Here is a 19484-nt window from a genome sequence, read left to right as displayed (position 1 = left end):
ATAAGTGCGCGCCGGGCCGGCACAAGGCGCGGGGCTCACCTCGTCCACAACCGACGGGGGTTCCGTGACGGGAGACACCGCGATGCACATCCTGGGCGCCGTGATCGCGGGCGGAAGGTCCCGCCGGTTCGGATCGGACAAGGCCTTGCATCTCCATGAAGGCGTGCCCTTGCTCGAACACGCCGCTGTGGCCCTTTCGCGGCAGACCCACACAGTCGCGATCTGCGGGCGGGACGTTCCCGGGTACCTCTCGCTCCCGGACCTGCCGCGGCCCGGGCTGGGTCCGCTTGGCGGTCTGAACGCGGCACTGCACCATGCAGCGGAGCATGGTTTCGATGCCGTGCTCAGCGTTCCGGTCGATACGGTGCCCCTGCCCGACCGCCTGCCGGAGATCCTCGGCAACCCGCCCGCAGCGCTGGAAGGGCAGTTTCTCGTCGGCCTCTGGCCGGCATCCTTCGCCTCACTGCTCGACGAACATCTGGCGCAAGGACGGCGCGCGGTGAAATCGTGGATCGAAGCATGCGGCTGCCGGTTGGTCGACGACAGGGCGCTTGGCCTGAGTAATCTGAACTCTGCGCCGGAGGATACGCGGCGTAGCCTGACGTAAGGCCCCGACGACCCCGCCGTGTCGCCGGAAATCGTAGAGCGCTAGACGTAGCATGGGCGAAGGATGGTGAATTCAGGACAACACTTCGCATAGGGGTTCGCCCCGGGGTGCGAATACCAAGTTTCCGCAACTCCGGGGGACTAGCCCCACCCTCTCCACAAAGGAGGGTCTTATGAAGAGAATTGTCCTTGCGGCACTCGCTGCTTCAATGGTTGTGTCCCCTGTGGCGGCCTATGCCGGCGGCCCCTCATCCCAATCGATACTTCCCGACCGGTTCCGCTGCGGCTTCTTCAACTTCTTCACAGCGCTCGGCACCGGCAACTGGCCCATGTACTGTCCCGATCCGAACGTCTCTCGCTACGTGTGAAACAATCGCCCCGGCTTCGATTTTCGCCGGTATATGTCACGCCAAAACGAAAGGGGCGGTCCTCATGGATTCCCCTTTTTGCATGTCCTTCGGGGTGGTTCTCCAACCTACCGGGCGAATGCCCGGCTCCAACACAGGGTCCAGCAGCTCGGAAAGAAGAGGGGTGGTGGACAGGGCTGGATTCGAACCAGCGTACGCTTGCGCGGGCAGATTTACAGTCTGCTGCCTTTAACCACTCGGCCACCTGTCCACACAGGGCTTGCCATTTTCGCATCCGATCAGCCCCGCGAGGGGGCGGGCCGGCCGAGGAAGGCGCGCAATGGCGAAGCGATGCTTGCCTGTCAATGGCCCTGCTGGCAGGGGCGGGGGTGATGGCAAAAGGCGAACGGAAACGCGCGATGCGCGGACGCGCGGGGCGGATGCAGGGCGGACGGGGTTCCGGACGCGCGAGCGGCGGACAGGTGCGCCTGTGGGGCCGCCATGCGGTCGAAGCCGCGCTCATGAATCCCGATCGCAGCCACCGCAAGCTGTGGGCCACGCGCGAGGGTGTCGCCTCGCTCAACGGCGAACTGCCGCCCGACTTTCCCGTGGAATGGGCCGAGGCGGCCGATCTTGCCCGGCTCGTCGCGCGCGATGCGCCGCACCAGGGCTTGGTCCTCGAATGCAGCCCGCTCGACGACGTCTTCCTCGAGGACGTCATCGGTGACGGCGACGCTCCTGTCCTGGTGCTCGACCAGGTTACCGATCCGCATAATGTCGGCGCGATCCTGCGTTCGGCCGCGGCGTTCGGCGCCGCGGCAATCGTGACCCAGGACCGCCACGCCCCTCCCGAGTCGGGCACGCTGGCAAAGTCCGCAAGCGGCGCGCTCGAGATCGTGCCGTGGGTGCGTGTCGTCAACCTCGCGCGGGCGCTCGATGAACTGGCCGAGGCAGGATACTGGCGGATCGGCCTTGCCGGCGAGGCCGAGACGACGCTCGCCGAGGCCATGCCGGCCGGCAAGGTGGCGCTGGTGCTGGGCGCCGAAGGCGAAGGCCTGCGGCACAACATCGCGGGCCACTGCGACGCACTGGCAAAGCTGCCCATTTCGGACGCGATCGAAAGCCTCAATGTTTCGAACGCCGCGGCGATTGCGCTCTATGCCATCGCCGCGCGATCGGGCTGATCGTACCACGCAACAGGGGTTCGCGGCCTGATTGCGCGAGCAGCGCAATCGTCTGCACCACCGAGGTCCGGGATTGCTCCCCGGATCGACGAATCACCTGGTGTCGCCAAGGCCGCGCTGTCCACGGCGGTCCGGACTATTCCTGTGGGGACGAAATGGACGGCGCTGCAATAAAAGCGCGCGCCTGCCGATCAGTTCACCGAATCCTTGAGAACCTTGCCAGCCTTGAACTTCGGCTGGTTCGACGCCTTGATCTTCATCGGTTCGCCGGTCCGCGGATTACGACCGGTGGAGGCCTTGCGCCGCGCGACGGTGAAAGTGCCAAAGCCGACCAGCCGCACTTCGTCGCCCTTCTTAAGCGCTGCGGTGATCGCATCGAAAACGCCTTCAACCGCGCTGGCCGCGTCGCTCTTTGAAAGACCCGCGGTTTCAGCGACCGATCCGATGAGATCGTTCTTGTTCATTCCTTCCCCCTTTGCCGTTGCGCGCGACCGCAGGCGACTCCGCAGAATCGCCTCGATGACCAAAGCCTCGACATGAATGGCTTTTGTGCCGCAAGTCAAAGACTAATCGGTCGGTTGGCGCGCCTTGACGCACGACTTGTCCCATCTTGGTCCGTAACGAGCTGAATCCGCAGCTTCCGTTACGTTATCCGCACTGTCAGTGGGCCGTCGCGCTCTCGCCCGAGGCAGCGGGACCCGGCTGGCTTGCCAGGTCGTCCGCCTCGCTCCACTCGATCGGCTCGAGCGGCGAGACGAGCGCGCGTTCGAGCACCTCGTCGACATGGCCGACGGCCACGATCTCGAGCCCGTCCTTGATGTTCTGCGGAATCTCCACGAGGTCCTTGACGTTCTCCTCGGGGATGAGGACGGTCTTGATGCCGCCGCGCAACGCCGCGAGAAGCTTTTCCTTGAGCCCTCCGATCGCGAGCACCCTGCCGCGCAGCGTGACCTCGCCGGTCATTGCCACGTCCGGCCGGACGGCGATGCCCGTCAGCGTCGAGACGATCGAGGTAACCATGCCCACCCCGGCGCTCGGCCCATCCTTGGGAACCGCGCCTTCGGGAAGGTGGATGTGGATGTTGCGGCGGTGGAACAGGCTCGGACGTATGCCATAGGCCGGCGCGCGCGCCTTCACGAAACTGAAGGCGGCGGCGACGCTCTCGGTCATGACCTCGCCCAGCTTGCCGGTGGTCTTGACCTCGCCCTTGCCCGGCGTCGTCACGCTCTCGATGGTCAGCAACTCGCCGCCCACCTCGGTCCAGGCGAGCCCCGTAACGGCGCCGACCTGCGCCTCGTCCTCCGACACGCCGTGCTTGAACTTCCGCACGCCGGCAAAATCGCCGAGGTTGTCGGGCGTGATGGTCACGCTCTCCACCTCCTTCTCGAGGATCTTGCGCAAGCTCTTGCGGGCAAGCCGCGCGATTTCGCGTTCGAGAGTCCGCACGCCCGCTTCTCGGGTGTAGTAGCGGATCAGGTCGCGCAGCGCTTCGGTCGTCAGCGAGAACTCGCCGTCCTTGAGCCCGTGCGCCTCGACCTGCTTGCGGATCAGGTGGCGCTCGGCGATCTCGACCTTCTCGTCCTCGGTATATCCTTCGAGGCGGATGATCTCCATCCGGTCGAGCAGCGGCTGCGGCAGGTTGAGGCTGTTCGCAGTGGTGACGAACATGATGTCCGACAGGTCGAGGTCGAGCTCGAGGTAATGGTCCTGGAACTTGTTGTTCTGCTCCGGGTCGAGAACCTCTAGCAGGGCCGAGGCGGGATCGCCGCGGAAGTCCTGACCGAGCTTGTCGATCTCGTCGAGCAGGAACAGCGGGTTGCTGGTCCCTGCCTTCTTGAGGTTCGAGACGATCTTGCCCGGCAGCGAACCGATGTATGTGCGGCGATGGCCGCGAATTTCGGCCTCGTCGCGGACGCCGCCCAGCGACTGGCGCACGAATTCGCGCCCCGTCGCCTTGGCGATCGACTTGCCCAGGCTTGTCTTGCCCACGCCCGGCGGGCCGACGAGACACAGGATCGGCCCCTTGAGCTTGTTCGTCCGTGCCTGGACCGCGAGGTATTCGACGATCCGGTCCTTTACCTTCTCGAGCGCGTAGTGATCCTCGTCGAGGACCGCCTGGGCCTTCGCGATGTCCTTCTTCAGGCGGCTTTTCTTGCCCCACGGCAGGCCGAGCAGCACGTCGAGGTAATTGCGGATGACGGTTGCTTCCGCGCTCATCGGCTGCATCGTCTTGAGCTTCTTGAGCTCGCTCTCGGCCTTCGCGCGGGCTTCCTTGCTGAGCTTGAGCTTGGCGATCTTCTCGGTGAGCTCGGCGATCTCGTCACCGTCCTCGCCGTCTCCGCCGCCGAGTTCGCTCTGGATCGCCTTCAGCTGCTCGTTGAGGTAGTACTCGCGCTGGGTCTTCTCCATCTGGCGCTTCACGCGGCCACGGATCTTGCGCTCGACCTGGAGGACCGAGAGTTCTCCCTCCATGATCGCCATCACCATCTCGAGGCGCTTCAAGGGGCTGCGCTCGCCGAGCAGCGCCTGCTTGTCGGCCACCTTGCCCTGGAGCGCGGCGGCGATCGTGTCGGCCAGTTCGCCCGCGTCGTCGATTTCGCCGAGGTCCTGCGATGCGCTGTCGCCCAGCTTCTTGTTGAGCTTGGCGTATTCGGCGAAGTGTTCGACGACCTGGCGCATCATCGCCACGACTTCGCTGCCGGCCGCGGTTTCGGGTTGCTTCACCTCGACCTCGGCGACGACGAACCCGTTTTCGGGCCGCATCGCCACGAGATTCGCGCGGGCACCGCCTTCCACGAGAACGCGGACGGTGCCGTCGGGCATCTTGAGGAGCTGGAGGACCTGCGCGACCACGCCGACGTCGTAGAGATCGTCGTCGGTCGGATCGTCGGTCGCGGGATCGAGCTGGGCGAGCAGGAAGATGTCCTTGTCGCCCTCCATCGCCGCCTCGAGCGCGGCGACCGACTTCGCGCGGCCGACGAACAGCGAGACGACCTGGCCGGGGAAAACCACGATATCGCGCAATGGAAGCAGGGGGAAAAGCTGGTTCATGCGAGGGATATGGGGTGCCCGCTGCGGGCCTGCAATCCCGCGCCGGCCTGTCCTGTGGACGGTGCGGCGGACCTAGAAATCTATCGTGATCGCGATCGTGTCGGCATAGGCTCCCCCGGCGCCCAGCGTCTCGCCGGCACCGATGCGCCCATAGGCAGCAAGTTCGACCTGCCCCCCGCGCGTGGCCGTCGCCAGCGGCATCCCCGCGGTCCAGGGCGTAACGCGAGCAGAATCGCTGTAGAGTGCGTAGGCAACATATCCGCCTTCGCCTGCCAACCGGCGCTGGCCGCCCTCGGCATGCGAGCCGGCGTCGAGTGTGACCAGCAGCGGAACATCGCCATTGCAAGCGACCGCGATCCGCGATTCCGCATCGATCGCGTTACCGGGGCGGCCGGCGAACGCCATCGGCGTGGCGCTGACCTGGCAACCGGGCTCCACGACCAGCGTGACCGGCATCGCCGCGGTGACCTGCCCTGCATGGGCTGGCCCACTGGCGGCGGCAGCAGCCATTGGCAGGAGCAGGAGGGCCGCGGCGCGATTCATCGCGTCCGCCATGCCAGAGCGCGGAGCCCGGTTACATCCGGTTAACTACGAATGCCCCCTTTATGGACAGGTTAACCCCTAGCCGAGACCGGGAATTCCGAGGCCGGGAGGCAATCCCATGCCAGACTGGATCTTGGCCATCTCCTCGTTCGCCACCTGGTCGGCCTTCCCGCGCGCGTCGTTGAACGCGGCCGTGACGAGATCCTCGAGCATCTGCTTGTCCTCGGGCACCATCAGGCTGTCGTCGATCGACACCGAGAGGATGCGGCCCTTCGCGGTCGCCCGAATCCTGACGAGCCCTCCGCCAGCGGTCCCCTCGACCTCAAGGCTGTCGAGCTTGGCCTGGGCATCGCCCATCTGTTGCTGGATCTGTTCCGCGGCCTTCTTCGCGGCGGCAAGCATTTCTTCCATCGATTTCATGCGTTTCGTCTCCATGGGACGGCGCCGGCATCGTCGTCGGCGACGAATTCGGCTTCCGGGAATGCGGCAAAGGTGGCCTCCACCAGAGGGTGGGCGCGCATCTTCGCATCGGCATCGGCGCGCGCGGCCTGCTCGCGCTCGACGAGCGAGGGCTCGCCGCCCTCGGCGACCTGTTCCACCTGCCAGCGCCGGTCGGTGAGTTCGTGCAGCGCCTGCCGTAGTTCGGGAACGAGGTCCTCGGTGAACCCCGGTGCCTGGGCAAAGACCAGAGTCCCGGCAGCGACTTCGACGGGGCGCACCTGCATCCTCAGGCGCGAGGCAAGGTGCAGCGATCCGCCCTCGCGCTCAATGCGTTCGACAAGCGCGGTCCAATCGATCTTCGCAGCGGCGCCCGGCCCCCAGGCGGCGCCATCGGCGGCGGATGGTGTTGGCGGGGCGCGGGAAGCAGCCTCTTCCAGTCGCTTCGCGAGTGCCCCCGGATCCGGCATGTCGGCGGCGTGAAGGGCGCGGAGCAAGGCCATCTGCGCCGCGACGAGCGGGTCCGGCGCGCCCTTCACCTCGTCGTAGCCCTTGAGCAGGAGTTGCCACAGCCGGTGCAGCTGTCCGGGCGTGAGGCGTGCGGCCCAGTCCTCGATCACCGCGCGTTCCTCGGCGGTGGGCGCGTCGGCACCGCTGCCCCCGACCTGCGCCACGGTGATCCGGTTGGTAAGATCCATGAGCGTGCGCATCAGCGCCAGCGGCTCGACCCCGAGCGCATATTGCTCGCCAAGCGCGCCGAGCAGACCCTTCGCATCGCCCTCGAGCAGGCTGGCGAACAGCCGTCTCTGGGCGCCCCGGTCGGCAAGGCCGAGCATGTCGCGCACGCGTTCTGCGGTCACCTTGCCGTCGGTGTCGAGATCGGCATGCGCGATCGCCTGGTCGAGAATCGACAGCCCGTCGCGGCTCGATCCTTCGGCGGCTCCCGCGATCAGCGCCAGCGCCTCGGGTTCTGCCGCCACGCCTTCCTGCCGGCAGATCGAGGCGAACTGCTGCTCGAGCAGATCGGCCGGAATACGGCGCAGGTCGAAGCGCTGGGTCCGGCTGAGCACGGTGACCGGCAGCTTCTCGACCTCGGTGGTCGCGAAAAGGAACTTCACATGCGGTGGCGGTTCCTCAAGTGTCTTGAGCAAGGCATTGAAAGCATTGCGTGACAGCATGTGCACTTCATCGATGATATAGATCTTGTACCGCGCCGAAACGGCCGCGTAGCGCACTGCCTCGATGATCTCGCGCACGTCGTCGACGCCGGTATTCGAGGCAGCGTCCATCTCGATCACGTCGATGTGGCGCCCTTCCGCGATCGCGCGGCAGGGTTCGCATACGCCGCACGGATCGATCGTCGGCCCGCCGTTACCGTCCGGCCCGATGCAGTTCAGGGACTTGGCGATCAGCCGCGCGGTAGAGGTCTTACCGACCCCGCGCACGCCGGTCATCAGAAACGCATGAGCCAGCCTGTCGCGCTTGATCGCGTTGGCCAGCGTGCGGACCATCGGTTCCTGCCCGATCAGCTCGCTGAACGTCTGCGGCCGATACTTGCGCGCAAGCACGCGGTAGGGCCGGCCGGCCGGCGTCGATGCCGGAGCGGGCGAGCCCTTGGCGGATGGCGCAGCCGGGGCGGCGGGCGCCGGATCGGCAAACATCGCGCTCTGGCCCGCGGCCTCGAGCTCGGCGGCCGTCGGCGTGTCGTCCTGCTCTTCGTCGGCGGGGGTTTCGCCGAACATGTCCCCGGAATCGATCATGACCCGAAGCTAGGGAACGGAGTGTAGCTTGTCATGGAAATGATTGAGGAGCCGGCCGACCCGCCGCAATCCACCTGGGCTGCTTCCTTCCGGACCTGACCCGGTGAGCGAACGCAAACGTCCGACCGACTCCCGGCCGCGCATATGGCGAACGATTGTTTAGTTTGCAACCGGCTCCCGCCTTCCTCGTTCTCCCCAAACGAAGGAGAGCCATCATGCCACAGGGCGACAAGGGCAAATATACCGACAAGCAGAAACGCAAGGCCGAGCATATCGAGGAAGGCTACGAAGATCGCGGTGTTTCGAAGAAGGAGGCGGAACGCCGAGCTTGGGCGACGGTCAACAAGGAAAGCGGCGGCGGGAACAAGTCGGTATCCGGGAGGGGAAAAAAGGACACTCACGAGAGCAGCCGCAAGGGCGGTCGGAAGAGCGGTTCCAGCCAATCATCGGAAAAGAGGTCGAGAGCGGCGAAGAAAGGATGGGAGACGCGCCGCAGGAACGGCAACGCCTGACGCCGGGTCAGCGGAAATTGTCGGCGTAGGCCTGGATCTTGAGTTCGCGGGGCGGGGTCGAGTGGACCCGCGCAGGGATGCCGTACTTCGCGGCATAGGCCTGGGCGTCCGCGCAGGTCGGAAACCGCAGGACGACCTGCGCCTGCGTGTCGCCGCTGCCTGTCCAGCCCATGAGGGGATCCGGTTTCCTCGCCTCGGACTGCTCGAATTCGAGAATCCACTGGTCGGTGAGCGCCTTGCCGGACTGCATGGCATTCTTCGGACGTTGGTAGATGCGTGCGGCCATGACCGTCCCTTAATTCAGCCTTCCGATCGTTGGAAGGCATTCTTCGTCTTCAGGCTCGGCTTTTCGGTCCACGGTGCATCGGGCCAGCGGTGCTTGGGATAACGGCCCTTCATGTCCTTCTTCACCTCCGCCCAACTGCCACGCCAGAAACCGGGCAGATCGCGGGTCGACTGGATCGGGCGACCCGCGGGACTGGTCAGCTTCAAAAGGAGCGGGGTTCCGCCGATTACCGGGTGGCTGTCGAGGCCGAACAGCGCCTGCACGCGAACCTCGACGCTGGGCGCATCGTCGCCCGTGTAGTCGATCGGATGCGAGGTACCCGCCGGGCTGACGAATTGGCGCGGGGCGAGCCGGTCGAGCGTCTGCCGCGCGTCCCAGTCGAGCAAGCCGAGCAGACTGTCGACCACCCTGCCCGTCGGCACGGCGAGATCGCGGCGCCCCTCCAATAGCGGGCGAAGCCAGAGACCGGCCGTTGTGCGCAGGGGCGCTTCGTCGAGCGCGGTCACGCCCGCGAAACGCGCGCGCGCGACGAGATCGCGCGGCACTATGTTCGACAGGTTGTCCAGAGCCTTTTCCACAAGGACATTCACAACTGCCCCGGCATCCGGCGCGGGATCGGGACCCGTGGAAAGCGTGATCGCGCCGATCCGCCGCTCAAGCCTCGCCTCGAGCCGATTGCCCATCCAGTTCAGGACACTGCGCTTCTCGATCCGGGAGCCCAACCAGCGCTCTATTTCAGCCGGTTCGAGTGCGAGCGCGGCGGTGATTCGAGCGCCCTTCGCCGCTCCTTGCGCGTCGCCGACCGCCAGCCACTCGGCGCGGGCGAGCGGGCTTGCCGGATCGAGGATATACCCGCGTCCCCCGGCCGAGAGCCAGTGTTCGCCCGAACCATCCCGACGCCGCGCGAGGTTGTCGGGTAATCCGGCGAGGAGGTGGACCGCGATCGGGGTATCCTCGCGACGGCCGACGCCGACGAGGTCCTGCGCCTTGCGTGCCCAGCCGGCCGCGAGCTTGCGGCTCGCCTCGGCGCGCGGGCCGCGATCGGCGCTCCAGCGCTGAAGACGGGCACCGAGGTCCTCGCCCCGTCCGCCCAGGCCGCGTTCTTGCAACAGCAGCGCAACGCGGGCGGCATGGACCGCAGCGCCGCGCTCCGCCCCGGCGAGCACCATCGCAGCGTGCGCCGGATCGAGCGGCAGGGCCGCAAGCTGGAGGCCCCGCCGGGTGATCCGCCCCGCAGGATCGAGCGCGCCGAGCGTCTCGAGCCGCCCGCGTGCTGCGGCGAGCGCCGCGCCGGGCGGCGGATCGAGCCACGGCAGCGCCGCCGGATCGCCCGTTCCCCACCGTGCCAGCGCGAGCACCAGCGGGGCCAGGTCGGCGGTCAGTATTTCGGGCGGGTCGAACGGCGGACGCCCCTGATGCGCGGCCTCCTCCCACAGGCGATAGGCCACCCCGGGACCCTGCCGCGCCGCGCGCCCCGCGCGCTGGGCGGCGGCCGCCTGGCTCGCCCGACCGGTGACAAGGTGCGTGGTTCCGGCCGCCTTGTCGAACTCCGCGCGCCGCGCGAGACCGCTGTCGACCACCACCGATACGCCTTCCAGCGTGAGCGAGGTTTCCGCAATGCTGGTTGCGAGAACGACCCGCCGGCGCCCCTGCGGATCGCGCCGGATCGCCGCGCGCTGCCCCGCCGGCTCGACCTGTCCGTGAAGCGGCAGTATCTCCTCGCCGCGCACGCGTTCCATCAGCCGCTCGCGGGTCCGCTCGATCTCGCCAACGCCGGGCAGGAAGGCGAGCAGATCGCCGTCGCTTTCCCGCAGTGCCACCGCGATCGCATCAGCCATCGCGTCCTCGATCCGTTTCTGAGAATTCGATCCCAACCACCTGATATCGAGAGGGAATGCCTTGCCCGCACTCTCGATAACAGGTGCCTGCGCGCCCAGCAGCCGCGCGAACCGCGCGCCGTCGATCGTGGCCGACATCACCAGCACGCGCAGGTCTTCGCGCAGCACCGATTGGCTCTCGAGCGCCAGCGCAAGGCCGAGATCCCCGTCGAGGTGCCGTTCGTGCGCCTCGTCGAACAGGACCGCCGACACGCCGGGCAGGTCCGGATCGTCGAGCAGCCGGTTGACGAGGATCGCCTCGGTAACGACGAGCACGCGCGTCCTGGCCGACTGGCGACTGTCCATGCGGGTGGCGTAGCCGATAGTCCCGCCAACCGGCTCGCCGGCAAGCTCGGCCATTCGCTCGGCCGCGGCCCTCGCCGCGACGCGCCGGGGCGATGTGACGATCACCTGACCGGTGCACCACGGCTCGCTCAGCAGAGCCGGCGCGACCGCGGTGGTCTTGCCCGCCCCCGGCGGCGCGACCAGCACCGCACCCGGCGAAGCCCGCAGGGCCGCAAGGACGTCGGGCAGAACCGCGTGGATCGGGAGACTGGCGCTCACTATCGGCGCCCTAGCGCAGGACGTGGCTGGTCAATACCCGCGCGAGACGGCGAATTCGGCAGCCTCGGCCATCGCGCGCCGCGCCGCGCCGTCGGGAAAGATCGACAGGGCATCGATCGCGCGCTGGGCGAAATGCCGGGCGCGCTCGCGCGTGGCTAGCAGCGCATCGTGCCTCGCGATCAGCCGCGCCGCTTCCTCTAGCGCGCCGTCATCGGCCTTGTGTCCAGCGATGGCGGACTGCCAGAACCGGCGCTCTTCCTCGGTTCCCCGGGCATAGGCGAGGATCACCGGCAGGGTCATCTTGCCCTCGCGGAAATCGTCGCCGCGCGCCTTGCCCATCGTGCTCGCGTCCGAATCGTAGTCGATCGCGTCGTCGACGAGCTGGAAGGCGATGCCTAGGTTGCGCCCGTAGTCGTCCAAGGCCTGCTCGCGCCGCTCGTCGCATTCCGCAACCACCGCAGCGATTCGGCTTGCTGCGGCGAACAGCGCGGCTGTCTTGGCGCCGATGATCGCGAGATAACGCTCCTCGCTGGTCTCGATCTGGCGCTGCGCGGTAAGCTGGTCGACCTCGCCCTCGGCAATCACCGCGCTGGCGTTCGAAAGGATCTTCAGGACCTTCAGGCTGCCGTCCTCGACCATGAGTTCGAACGCGCGGGAAAACAGGAAATCGCCTACCAGCACCGTCGCCGGGTTGCCGAAGACGATGTTGGCCGCCGCCTTGCCGCGCCGCAGGTCGCTGCCGTCGACGACGTCATCGTGCAGGAGCGTGGCGGTATGAATGAACTCTACCGCTGCGGCGAGGCGGTGGTGGCGCGTCCCGTTATAGCCCACCAGTTCGGCGCCAGCGAGCGTGAGCATCGGCCGCAGCCGCTTGCCGCCGCCCGAGATGAGATGTCCGGCGAGCGCGGGGATCAGCGGGATCTTCGACTGCATGCGGTCGAGGATGACCGCGTTGACCGCGTTCATCCCTGGCGCGGTGAGCGCGAGCATGGGGTCGAGCGAGGGCAGCTGTCCTGCGCGCTTCAGCGGAACGACGTCGGCGGTCATGCGCCGGCTTTGCGGATCGCCGGGTAGCTTGGCAAGCGTGGAATCACCGCTATCGTGCGCGCCGATGGCCCAGACCCCCGACCAGACGCTCGCCGGCTTTCGCAAGAGCATCGACAACATCGACGCCGCGATCATCCACATGCTGGCAGAGCGGTTCCGCATCACCCAGGCGGTGGGGGAATACAAGGCCCTGGTCGCCCTTCCGCCCGCCGACCCGGCGCGCGAGGCCGCTCAGATCCAGCGCCTGCGCGCGCTTGCCGAAGAGGCCGAGCTCGACCCCGAGTTCAGCGAGAAGTTCATCCGCTTCGTGATCGACGAGGTCATCCGCCACCACGAGCGCGCACGCGGTTGACCGGAAAGCCTGTCCGGGCCTCCCGGGCCCCTAACTTGCGCCTTCCACTCCCGCCGCGCGCGGCAGGAGCAGGCGGACGTGCAATCCGCCGAGGTCCTCGCTCTCGCCCAGCGTGACGCCGCCGCCGTAGATTTCCGCGACGTCGCGCACGATCGCGAGGCCGAGACCGGTACCCGGCTTTCCGGTATCTAGCCTCGCGCCGCGATCGAATATCCGCGTCCGTTCTTCCTCGGGAATGCCCATCCCATCGTCTTCGACCCAGATGACGCAGGTGTCGCTGCCGGGCTCCGCATCCACCGTGACGAACACGCTGCCGCCCCCGTACTTGGCGGCGTTCTCGATCAGGTTGCCCAGAATCTCGTCGAGGTCCTGCCGCTCGATGGCGACCTTGGCCGCGCGATTGCCCGCGAGGTCGAAGCGAACCTCGGGGTATAGCCGCTCGACCGCCCGCCGGACGGCTTCGGCGCTCTCGCATACCGTGGTCGCCGCGTGGCCGACCGCGCGCCGTCCCACCGCCCTCGCCCGCGCAAGGTGGTGGTCGACGTGGCGGCGCATCGTGCCCGCCTCGCGGATCACGGTTTCCGGCAGGTCGGGCGCGTGCGCCGTCGCGGCGTTGTTGATGACGGTCAGCGGGGTCTTGAGCGCATGGGCGAGATTGCCCGCATGGGTGCGGGCCTCTTCAGCCTGGCGTTCGGAATGGGCCAGAAGGCTGTTCAACTCGTCGACCAGCGGCTGCACCTCGAGGGGGAGCGGATCGGTCACCCGGTTCCGGCCGCTTGCCCGCATGCGCTGGATCGCCAGCCGCACTCCGCGCAACGGGCCGAGGCCGTACCAGGTCTGCAGCACCGCCATGGAGAACAGGCCCAGCCCAAGTACCGCGAAACTCCAGCCGAGGATCGACCGGATCCGAGAAAGCTGCGAATCGAGTTCGCCCCTGCTCGCCGCCACGGTGAACCACCAGCGCACGTCGCTGCCGGGCAGCCGGATCGACCGCTCGGCCACCCGCAGCGGCTCGCCGGGAAACTGGTTCGAATCGTATATATGCGTCGCCGCATCGGCGTGGTCGTGACGGACCTCGAGCGTCCGGTCCCACAGGCTGCGGCTTGGGTAGTCGTCATGTCCCTCGCCGCTGATCTGCCAGTAGAGGCCGCTGTTCGGCTCGAGGAAGCGCTGGTCGCCCAAAGGCCGGATGAAATAGACCTCGCCGTCCGACGCGATCTCGGCAGAAGCGATCATCGCGGTGAGCATGTAGCCGAGCTGGTCGTCGAAGTTCTTTTCGACGAGATTGGTCAGGGTCCGGTCGAGCGCGAAACCGCCCGCAAGCAGCAGGATCGAAATCCAGCCGAACGCGATCAGCATCATCCGCCGCGACAGACTGCCGGTATGCGCCGGGGCAGCCGGCGACACCGTCACCGGTCCCGCGGTCGCCGCAGCGTCCGGGGGCGGTGCGTCAGTTCGCGCGAGGCTGCTCGTCGGGATCGTCGAGGCTGTAACCGAGTCCACGGATCGTCGTTATCACATCGGCACCCAGTTTCTTGCGGATACGGGTGACGAAGACCTCGATCGTGTTCGAATCGCGGTCGAAATCCTGGTCGTAGATATGTTCGATGAGCTCGGTGCGGCTGACGACCTTGCCCTTGTGATGCATGAGGTAGCTCAGCAGCTTGTACTCCTGCGCGGTCAGCTTGACCGGCTCGCCGGCGAGGGTGACCCGGCCCGAGCGGGTATCGAGGCGCACCGGCCCGGCGGTCAGCTCGCTCGAGGTGTTGCCCGAGGCGCGGCGGATCAGCGCGCGCAACCGGGCGATAAGCTCCTCGGTCTGGAACGGCTTGGCAAGGTAATCGTCGGCCCCGGCATCGAGCCCGGCCACCTTGTCGGACCACGAATCGCGCGCGGTAAGCACGAGGACGGGGAACTTGCGCCCTTCCTTGCGCCACATGCCGAGCACGGTCAGCCCGTCGATCTCCGGCAACCCCAGGTCGAGGATCACCGCGTCGTATTCCTCGGTGCTGCCGAGGAAATGGCCGTCCTCGCCGTCGGTTGAGAGATCGACGGCGTAGCCGTTCTGTTCAAGGGTGGACTTGAGCTGCTTGCCGAGGGTCGGTTCGTCCTCGACGATCAGGATGCGCATGGGCGGGTGATCCCTGTTATCTTCTTGGCCCGGATGTGGGCGCTGAAGATGAACGCGTCAACCGACGCGGCGGTTTCCCGTGCGCCCTCAGCGCGATACGCCGAGCACGCGCCCCGTCCGCGCGTCGACATCGACGTAGGTGACGCGGCCGTCCTTGATGAACTTGAGGCGGTAGGCCATCGCCGTGGAATCATAGGCCGGCCCGAGATACTCGGTCCCCCGCATCTGGGGCAGCACCCGCCCTTCGATCTCGCGCAAGCTTAGGACATTGCCCGCGCGCATCTCCTTGCGCGCCTCGCCCTGGTCGTTACGCTGCGCCAGCGCGGGCGCGGCCGGCGCGACAATCGCGGCGGCGATAAGTGACGACAGTACGCGGGCGGCAAACTTGGTCATGATGTCATGATGGCTAGGCCGCCGGCATTGAACAACCCGTGAATGTCCGCTCGGCGATCCGTTCAGGGATCAGCGGGTCATCTCGTAGGTCACGCTGACCGTGACCGCGGTCCCGACGAGGCCCGGCTCGATTGGGGTGGGTGTCTTTTCGGCCGCGTCCATCGTCCTCATCTGCGCCATCGGGATCGGCCTTCCCGGGTTCACCGACTCGCTGACCGACAGCAGCCGCACGCCTGCGTACCCGTTCCACTGTGCATATTGCATCGCCCGCGCCCGCGCCTTGTCGAACGCGGCCTTTCGGGCCTGCGCGCGCAAGGGTTCATCGTCGTCGATCGAAAAGCCGGGACCCGACAGGTCGGTAGCGCCGGCGGCGACCAGCGCATCGAGGACGGGTCCCACCCGCCTAACGTCGCGCAAGGTTACGGTGACGCGGTTCGAGGCTCGGTAACCGCGGAACACCTGCCGCTGGCGCGACTGGTCGTAGTCGTACTGCGCGCCGAGGTCGATGCCGGTGGTCTGGATGTCGTCGGGATCGATGCCGAGCGCCCGTATCTTCGCGATAACCGCGTCCATCGACTGCGCGTTGAGCCGCATCGCCTCGACCGCGGTCGGCGCGTCGGTGGTCACGCCTGCGCCGACGTCGGCCACGTCAGGCTTGCCCTTCACCGTTTCGGTCACGGACAATTCGACCAAGGGGCCCTGTGCGGTAACCTGGACGTCGGCGGCAGTTGCCGGCCCGGCAATGGCGACGGATGCGGCAAGCGTGATCGGAAGGGCGGTACGGATCATGGCGTGTGGTCTCCTTTTCGGGATGCTGGCTGCGCTTGCGGCCATTACGCACCGGTGAACCGGCCAAGGAACACGGTTGTTCCGGCTTCGCTTGCCGACTAGGGCCGCGCGCCATGGCACAGCCTCCGATCCTCAGCTGGGAAGGCCTCGGCCTCCAACAGGGCGGCCGCTGGCTGTTCCAGGACCTCGATCTCCACATCGGGCCGCGCGACCGGATCGCGCTGATCGGCCGCAACGGGGCGGGAAAGACCACACTGTTCAGGCTGATCGACGACCGGATCGAGGCCGACCGGGGCTTGCGCAAGGTCAGGCCCGGGACACGCATCGTCCTGCTCGAGCAGGAGCCGGACCTTTCCGGCCACGACACGCTGATGGATTGGGCGCTCGCGGGTGCTCATCCGCCCGCGGTACACGAGGTCGAGGCGATCGCCGGCCAGCTCGGCATCGACATGGGGCGCGAGGCAAGAAGCGCGAGCGGAGGCGAAAGGCGCCGCGCGGCGATCGCGCGCGCACTGGCGCAGGACCCTGACCTGTTGCTCATGGACGAGCCGACCAATCACCTCGACCTGGCCGCGATCGACTGGCTCGAGGACTGGCTCAGCCGGTACAAGGGCGCGTTCGTCGTGATCAGCCACGACCGCACGTTCCTCAAGCGCCTGACCACCACCACGCTGTGGCTCGACCGCGGGTCGATGCGGCGCAAGGAAGTCGGCTTCGGCGGATACGAGGCGTGGGAAGAACAGGTCTACGCCGAGGAAGCGCGCAACGCCGAACGGCTCGACGCCAAGCTCAAGATCGAGGCGCACTGGCTCGAACGCGGCGTCACCGCCCGGCGCAAGCGCAACCAGGGCCGACTGGAGAAGCTGCGGCAGATGCGCAGCGCACGCGCGGCGATGATCGGTCCCCAAGGCGCCGCCAAGCTGCAATTGACGGTCGAGGAGGACTTCAGATCGAAGTCGGTGATCGTCGCCGAGAACGTGTCGAAGTCCTTCGGTGATCGCAGGATCATCCGCAACCTCGACCTGCGGATCCAGCGCGGCGACCGCATCGGCATCGTTGGCGCAAACGGCACGGGCAAGACCACGCTTCTGAAGCTGCTCACCGGCGAGATGACACCCGACAGCGGCACGGTAACTATCGCCAAGACGCTGACCGGGGTGATGATCGACCAGCAGCGCAGCCTGATGAGCCCTGACAAGACGGTGCGCCAGGTCCTTGCCGAAGGGGGCGACTGGATCGAGGTCGGCGACGGCCGCAAGCACGTCCAGGGGTATCTCAAGGAGTTCCTGTTCGATCCCGCTATCGTCGACGCGAAGGTGGGCACCCTTTCGGGCGGGGAGCGCAGCCGGCTGCTGCTGGCGCGCGAATTCGCCCGCAAGTCGAACCTGCTCGTGCTCGACGAGCCGACCAACGACCTCGACCTGGAGACGCTCGACCTGCTGCAGGAAGTGATCGCCGATTACGACGGTACCGTCCTCATCGTCAGCCACGACCGCGATTTCCTCGACCGCACGGTGACGATGACGCTCGGCCTCGACGGCAGCGGCAAGATCGACGTCGTCGCCGGCGGCTACGAGGACTGGGCGGCAAAGCGGCGCGAAACCGCGCCCACCGGCAGGAGCGCGAAGGCCGGAGCGGCTTCTCCCCCGCCCCCTCCGCCACCGCCACCCCGGTCCGGCAAGCTCTCCTACAAGGATCAGCGCGACTACGAACTGCTGCCCGCGCGGATCGAGGAACTGGAAAAGGCCATCGCGAGGGGAGAGGACATCCTCTCCGACCCCGACCTCTACACCCGCGATCCCCAGCGCTTCGCCAACATCACGCAGGGCGTGGCGAATGCGCGGGCGGAAAAGCACGCGGCGGAGGAGCGCTGGCTGGAACTGGCGGAGATGGTCGAGGGCTGACCCGGCGTCCGCCGAGCGGCCTCAACCCCTGAGGTACAGGCTGCACCCCGCATCGCCGCCATGGTCGCGCGCGGCGAGGCGAAACCCGCGACGCTCGAGGATGGCGATCGAGGCCGCGTTGCCCTCGTCGACGGTGGCGCGAACCGGCGCGATCCCGTGCTCACGGGCAAACGCGATCAGCGCATCGACGAGCTCGCCGCCGTACCCGTTTCCCCAGCTGTCGGCCGCAAGGCCGTAGACGATCTCCTCGCCGCCATCGCCGGGCCTTGCGAACCCGGCCCAGCCGATCAGCCGGCCGCTCGCGCGCTCGATTACGGCGCCGGTGCCGTACCCGAACCTGGCGAGGTTCGCGGCCGATCGTTCGATCCAGAGTGCGGCATCAGCCGGCGACAACGGCGTCCCGTCGCCCACGAAGCGCGCAACGAGCGCATCGGCGAACAGCGCAACGAGGCGCGCCGCATCGTCGGGCACGAACGGCCTGATCGACAGCCTGTCGGTCTCGAGGGGTCCGCTGGCGATCATCGAAGCTGGTGTGGCGGATCCGCCCGGCCTTTGTCACCCGCAGATCGCTCACCGGATCCGGTAGAAATCCGCGACCCTGTCGAGCGCAAGTCGCAGGACCAGCTTGCCGCTGCGCGCAGGCCATGTAAGCGCGCGCTCTGCATCGGGCAGCGCCTCGCCGGCGCATACCACGCGCCACAGCACGTCCTCGAGCCCCTTGCCCGCCGCCGCGAGGGCGCCATCGAACCGGGCCTTGGCCGCGATCTGCTTCTCTCCTGCCGTCAGGCCGGAATCGCCGGTCGTTCTTGCCCGGACCGGGTCCCAACGCATCGTTACGCTGGGGGAAAGCTGAGCGCGCTCGTAATCCGCCCTCAGGCGCTCGCCGGCATCGAACAGTCGATCGTCGAGGTGTCCGCGGGCGTGCAGCCAGGCGATCGGAGACTCGGCGAGGTTCACGGTGACCGACCGGGTTCTCGCCTTCGGGCCGTCCGTGTGACGGGGCCCCTCGCTGGTCAGTTCGCGTTCGACGAGGTGGCGCATGTTCGATCTCCCTGATGCCGAATCGACGCTTGCCAAAATCGGTTGCATGTAGGAAAGTTCAAAACCGATATGGTTAGGAGAGGGCCGTGATAAATCGTATCCGGGATATCCGGCGCGAGAAGAAACTGACCCTGGCAGACCTCGCGGCGGCGTGCGATCCACCGACCACCCCGCAGACGATCGGCCGCCTCGAAACCGGCATGCGCAACCTTTCGATCAGATGGATGGAGCGCATCGCGAACGCACTGGGGGTCGAACCGGAAACTCTCGTCCGGTCCGATGCCAGCACTCGCGCGCAAATCGTCGCGTCGCTAGGTGGGTCAGGGCCGGAGGCTCTTGCCAGCACCCGTGATGCGCTGCTCCCTACCGAACTTGGCGGCGGTGACCTGAGGGTCGTGCTCGCCATCGAATCGAGCGCCGGCGAATATCGCGCAGGCGATCAGCTGTGGTTGCGACAGATCGCCCCCAAGGATGCCGCCCAGGCGATCAATCGCGACGTCCTCGTACCAAGGAAAGGCGGACGCTTCGCCTTCGGCCGCCTGATCGACCGGCAGGGAGGTCGCGTGGGAGTACTGCCCGTGGGCGCCGGACAGAAGCAGCAGGTCGTCGAGGATCCCGCGTGGATTGCGGTGGCCGAGATGCTCGTCCGCCCGCTCTGA

The 19484-nt window shown here is 67.3% G+C and carries 21 protein-coding genes, 1 tRNA gene and 1 other RNA gene; 7 read left to right on the top strand and 16 right to left on the bottom strand.

From position 1 onward, the window contains the following. Positions 1 to 82 precede the first annotated feature (82 nt). On the top strand, positions 83 to 607 hold the full coding sequence (locus ACPV3N_RS12410; RefSeq protein ID WP_440118222.1) for a molybdenum cofactor guanylyltransferase: 525 nt from the start codon (positions 83 to 85) through the stop codon (positions 605 to 607). A gap of 172 nt (positions 608 to 779) precedes the next feature. Next, complete coding sequence (locus ACPV3N_RS12405; protein WP_440118220.1) at positions 780 to 974, top strand: hypothetical protein; 195 nt, start codon at positions 780 to 782, stop codon at positions 972 to 974. 164 nt (positions 975 to 1138) lie between these two features. On the opposite strand, the gene ACPV3N_RS12400 is transcribed toward ACPV3N_RS12405, so the two are convergent. Then, positions 1139 to 1224: transfer RNA gene (locus tag ACPV3N_RS12400), tRNA-Tyr, on the bottom strand. 121 nt (positions 1225 to 1345) lie between these two features. Here ACPV3N_RS12400 and rlmB point away from each other — a divergent pair. Beyond that, positions 1346 to 2137 (top strand): 23S rRNA (guanosine(2251)-2'-O)-methyltransferase RlmB, encoded by a 792-nt coding sequence (rlmB, locus tag ACPV3N_RS12395; RefSeq protein WP_440118218.1) that lies wholly within the window; start codon positions 1346 to 1348, stop codon positions 2135 to 2137. 191 nt (positions 2138 to 2328) lie between these two features. Here the strand turns inward: rlmB and ACPV3N_RS12390 are convergent, their stop codons facing one another. The 6 genes from ACPV3N_RS12390 to ffs all read right to left on the bottom strand — a co-directional run bounded on the left by ACPV3N_RS12390 (position 2329) and on the right by ffs (position 8065). After that, positions 2329 to 2601 carry an HU family DNA-binding protein gene (locus ACPV3N_RS12390; protein WP_067681025.1) on the bottom strand — a complete coding sequence of 91 codons (273 nt, stop codon included), beginning with the start codon at positions 2599 to 2601 and terminating at the stop codon, positions 2329 to 2331. A gap of 196 nt (positions 2602 to 2797) precedes the next feature. Then, positions 2798 to 5188: an endopeptidase La gene (lon, locus tag ACPV3N_RS12385; RefSeq protein ID WP_440118216.1), complete on the bottom strand. Its 2391-nt coding sequence runs from the start codon at positions 5186 to 5188 to the stop codon at positions 2798 to 2800. Positions 5189 to 5260: 72 nt separating this feature from the next. Next, positions 5261 to 5731 carry a Csu type fimbrial protein gene (locus ACPV3N_RS12380; RefSeq protein ID WP_440118214.1) on the bottom strand — a complete coding sequence of 157 codons (471 nt, stop codon included), beginning with the start codon at positions 5729 to 5731 and terminating at the stop codon, positions 5261 to 5263. A gap of 78 nt (positions 5732 to 5809) precedes the next feature. Continuing rightward, positions 5810 to 6151, bottom strand: a complete 342-nt coding sequence (locus tag ACPV3N_RS12375; RefSeq protein ID WP_440118212.1) for a YbaB/EbfC family nucleoid-associated protein — start codon at positions 6149 to 6151, stop codon at positions 5810 to 5812. Next, complete coding sequence (locus ACPV3N_RS12370; RefSeq protein WP_440118210.1) at positions 6148 to 7929, bottom strand: DNA polymerase III subunit gamma/tau; 1782 nt, start codon at positions 7927 to 7929, stop codon at positions 6148 to 6150. Before ACPV3N_RS12370 ends, ACPV3N_RS12375 begins: the two co-directional genes overlap by 4 nt. A 41-nt stretch (positions 7930 to 7970) precedes the next feature. Further along, positions 7971 to 8065, bottom strand: an RNA gene (ffs, locus tag ACPV3N_RS12365) — signal recognition particle sRNA small type. 79 nt (positions 8066 to 8144) lie between these two features. Here ffs and ACPV3N_RS12360 point away from each other — a divergent pair. After that, positions 8145 to 8441, top strand: a complete 297-nt coding sequence (locus tag ACPV3N_RS12360; RefSeq protein ID WP_440118208.1) for a plasmid stabilization protein — start codon at positions 8145 to 8147, stop codon at positions 8439 to 8441. A gap of 7 nt (positions 8442 to 8448) precedes the next feature. Here the strand turns inward: ACPV3N_RS12360 and ACPV3N_RS12355 are convergent, their stop codons facing one another. Genes ACPV3N_RS12355 through ACPV3N_RS12345 form a run of 3 tightly spaced genes read right to left on the bottom strand, consistent with a single transcriptional unit; the run spans position 8449 to position 12215 of the window. Continuing rightward, positions 8449 to 8727, bottom strand: coding sequence for an ETC complex I subunit (locus tag ACPV3N_RS12355; RefSeq protein WP_440118206.1), 279 nt, complete (start codon positions 8725 to 8727; stop codon positions 8449 to 8451). 14 nt (positions 8728 to 8741) lie between these two features. After that, complete coding sequence (hrpB, locus tag ACPV3N_RS12350) at positions 8742 to 11168, bottom strand: ATP-dependent helicase HrpB (protein ID WP_440118204.1); 2427 nt, start codon at positions 11166 to 11168, stop codon at positions 8742 to 8744. Between the two features lie 30 nt (positions 11169 to 11198). Then, on the bottom strand, positions 11199 to 12215 hold the full coding sequence (locus ACPV3N_RS12345) for a polyprenyl synthetase family protein (RefSeq protein ID WP_440118202.1): 1017 nt from the start codon (positions 12213 to 12215) through the stop codon (positions 11199 to 11201). A gap of 64 nt (positions 12216 to 12279) precedes the next feature. On the opposite strand from ACPV3N_RS12345, the gene ACPV3N_RS12340 reads away from it, so the two are divergent. Further along, positions 12280 to 12567, top strand: coding sequence for a chorismate mutase (locus ACPV3N_RS12340; protein ID WP_440118200.1), 288 nt, complete (start codon positions 12280 to 12282; stop codon positions 12565 to 12567). Between the two features lie 30 nt (positions 12568 to 12597). On the opposite strand, the gene ACPV3N_RS12335 is transcribed toward ACPV3N_RS12340, so the two are convergent. From ACPV3N_RS12335 to ACPV3N_RS12320, 4 genes are all read right to left on the bottom strand, one after another. Then, a complete protein-coding gene (locus ACPV3N_RS12335) occupies positions 12598 to 13929 on the bottom strand; it encodes a sensor histidine kinase (RefSeq protein ID WP_440118421.1) in 1332 nt (443 codons plus the stop codon). An 88-nt stretch (positions 13930 to 14017) separates the two neighbouring features. Continuing rightward, on the bottom strand, positions 14018 to 14698 hold the full coding sequence (locus ACPV3N_RS12330; RefSeq protein WP_440118198.1) for a response regulator transcription factor: 681 nt from the start codon (positions 14696 to 14698) through the stop codon (positions 14018 to 14020). A gap of 87 nt (positions 14699 to 14785) precedes the next feature. Then, on the bottom strand, positions 14786 to 15091 hold the full coding sequence (locus ACPV3N_RS12325) for a PepSY domain-containing protein (protein WP_440118196.1): 306 nt from the start codon (positions 15089 to 15091) through the stop codon (positions 14786 to 14788). A 69-nt stretch (positions 15092 to 15160) separates the two neighbouring features. Further along, complete coding sequence (locus tag ACPV3N_RS12320; RefSeq protein ID WP_440118194.1) at positions 15161 to 15880, bottom strand: SIMPL domain-containing protein; 720 nt, start codon at positions 15878 to 15880, stop codon at positions 15161 to 15163. A 113-nt stretch (positions 15881 to 15993) separates the two neighbouring features. Here ACPV3N_RS12320 and ACPV3N_RS12315 point away from each other — a divergent pair, with 113 nt between their 5' ends. Beyond that, complete coding sequence (locus ACPV3N_RS12315; RefSeq protein WP_440118192.1) at positions 15994 to 17784, top strand: ABC-F family ATP-binding cassette domain-containing protein; 1791 nt, start codon at positions 15994 to 15996, stop codon at positions 17782 to 17784. Positions 17785 to 17805: 21 nt separating this feature from the next. Here ACPV3N_RS12315 and ACPV3N_RS12310 read toward each other — a convergent pair whose 3' ends face one another. Both ACPV3N_RS12310 and ACPV3N_RS12305 read right to left on the bottom strand, forming a co-directional pair. Continuing rightward, positions 17806 to 18306, bottom strand: a complete 501-nt coding sequence (locus ACPV3N_RS12310) for a GNAT family N-acetyltransferase (protein ID WP_440118190.1) — start codon at positions 18304 to 18306, stop codon at positions 17806 to 17808. Positions 18307 to 18354: 48 nt separating this feature from the next. Beyond that, on the bottom strand, positions 18355 to 18825 hold the full coding sequence (locus ACPV3N_RS12305; RefSeq protein ID WP_440118188.1) for a DUF6456 domain-containing protein: 471 nt from the start codon (positions 18823 to 18825) through the stop codon (positions 18355 to 18357). 86 nt (positions 18826 to 18911) lie between these two features. Between ACPV3N_RS12305 and ACPV3N_RS12300 the strand changes: the two genes are divergently transcribed. Continuing rightward, positions 18912 to 19484, top strand: coding sequence for a helix-turn-helix domain-containing protein (locus tag ACPV3N_RS12300; protein ID WP_440118186.1), 573 nt, complete (start codon positions 18912 to 18914; stop codon positions 19482 to 19484).

Origin of the sequence: Tsuneonella sediminis, from assembly GCF_051912845.1 — a bacterium.
Taxonomy (GTDB): Bacteria; Pseudomonadota; Alphaproteobacteria; order Sphingomonadales; family Sphingomonadaceae; genus Tsuneonella; species Tsuneonella sediminis.
Note: the sequence above shows the minus strand (reverse complement) of the source record. Positions and strands in the feature narration are given on the sequence as shown.

Bases quoted from the DNA above. Each gene is read 5' to 3' on its own strand.
- ACPV3N_RS12360 (WP_440118208.1), top strand. From the start codon at position 8,145: ATGCCACAGGGCGACAAGGGCAAATATACCGACAAGCAGAAACGCAAG.
- ACPV3N_RS12335 (WP_440118421.1), bottom strand. From the start codon at position 13,929: ATGATGCTGATCGCGTTCGGCTGGATTTCGATCCTGCTGCTTGCGGGC.
- ACPV3N_RS12390 (WP_067681025.1), bottom strand. From the start codon at position 2,601: ATGAACAAGAACGATCTCATCGGATCGGTCGCTGAAACCGCGGGTCTT.
- ACPV3N_RS12355 (WP_440118206.1), bottom strand. From the start codon at position 8,727: ATGGCCGCACGCATCTACCAACGTCCGAAGAATGCCATGCAGTCCGGC.
- ACPV3N_RS12330 (WP_440118198.1), bottom strand. From the start codon at position 14,698: ATGCGCATCCTGATCGTCGAGGACGAACCGACCCTCGGCAAGCAGCTC.
- ACPV3N_RS12380 (WP_440118214.1), bottom strand. From the start codon at position 5,731: ATGAATCGCGCCGCGGCCCTCCTGCTCCTGCCAATGGCTGCTGCCGCC.
- ACPV3N_RS12345 (WP_440118202.1), bottom strand. From the start codon at position 12,215: ATGACCGCCGACGTCGTTCCGCTGAAGCGCGCAGGACAGCTGCCCTCG.
- ACPV3N_RS12310 (WP_440118190.1), bottom strand. From the start codon at position 18,306: ATGATCGCCAGCGGACCCCTCGAGACCGACAGGCTGTCGATCAGGCCG.
- ACPV3N_RS12405 (WP_440118220.1), top strand. From the start codon at position 780: ATGAAGAGAATTGTCCTTGCGGCACTCGCTGCTTCAATGGTTGTGTCC.
- ACPV3N_RS12325 (WP_440118196.1), bottom strand. From the start codon at position 15,091: ATGACCAAGTTTGCCGCCCGCGTACTGTCGTCACTTATCGCCGCCGCG.
- ACPV3N_RS12375 (WP_440118212.1), bottom strand. From the start codon at position 6,151: ATGAAATCGATGGAAGAAATGCTTGCCGCCGCGAAGAAGGCCGCGGAA.
- ACPV3N_RS12315 (WP_440118192.1), top strand. From the start codon at position 15,994: ATGGCACAGCCTCCGATCCTCAGCTGGGAAGGCCTCGGCCTCCAACAG.
- ACPV3N_RS12340 (WP_440118200.1), top strand. From the start codon at position 12,280: ATGGCCCAGACCCCCGACCAGACGCTCGCCGGCTTTCGCAAGAGCATC.
- rlmB (WP_440118218.1), top strand. From the start codon at position 1,346: ATGGCAAAAGGCGAACGGAAACGCGCGATGCGCGGACGCGCGGGGCGG.
- ACPV3N_RS12320 (WP_440118194.1), bottom strand. From the start codon at position 15,880: ATGATCCGTACCGCCCTTCCGATCACGCTTGCCGCATCCGTCGCCATT.
- ACPV3N_RS12305 (WP_440118188.1), bottom strand. From the start codon at position 18,825: ATGCGCCACCTCGTCGAACGCGAACTGACCAGCGAGGGGCCCCGTCAC.
- lon (WP_440118216.1), bottom strand. From the start codon at position 5,188: ATGAACCAGCTTTTCCCCCTGCTTCCATTGCGCGATATCGTGGTTTTC.
- ACPV3N_RS12410 (WP_440118222.1), top strand. From the start codon at position 83: ATGCACATCCTGGGCGCCGTGATCGCGGGCGGAAGGTCCCGCCGGTTC.
- ACPV3N_RS12370 (WP_440118210.1), bottom strand. From the start codon at position 7,929: ATGATCGATTCCGGGGACATGTTCGGCGAAACCCCCGCCGACGAAGAG.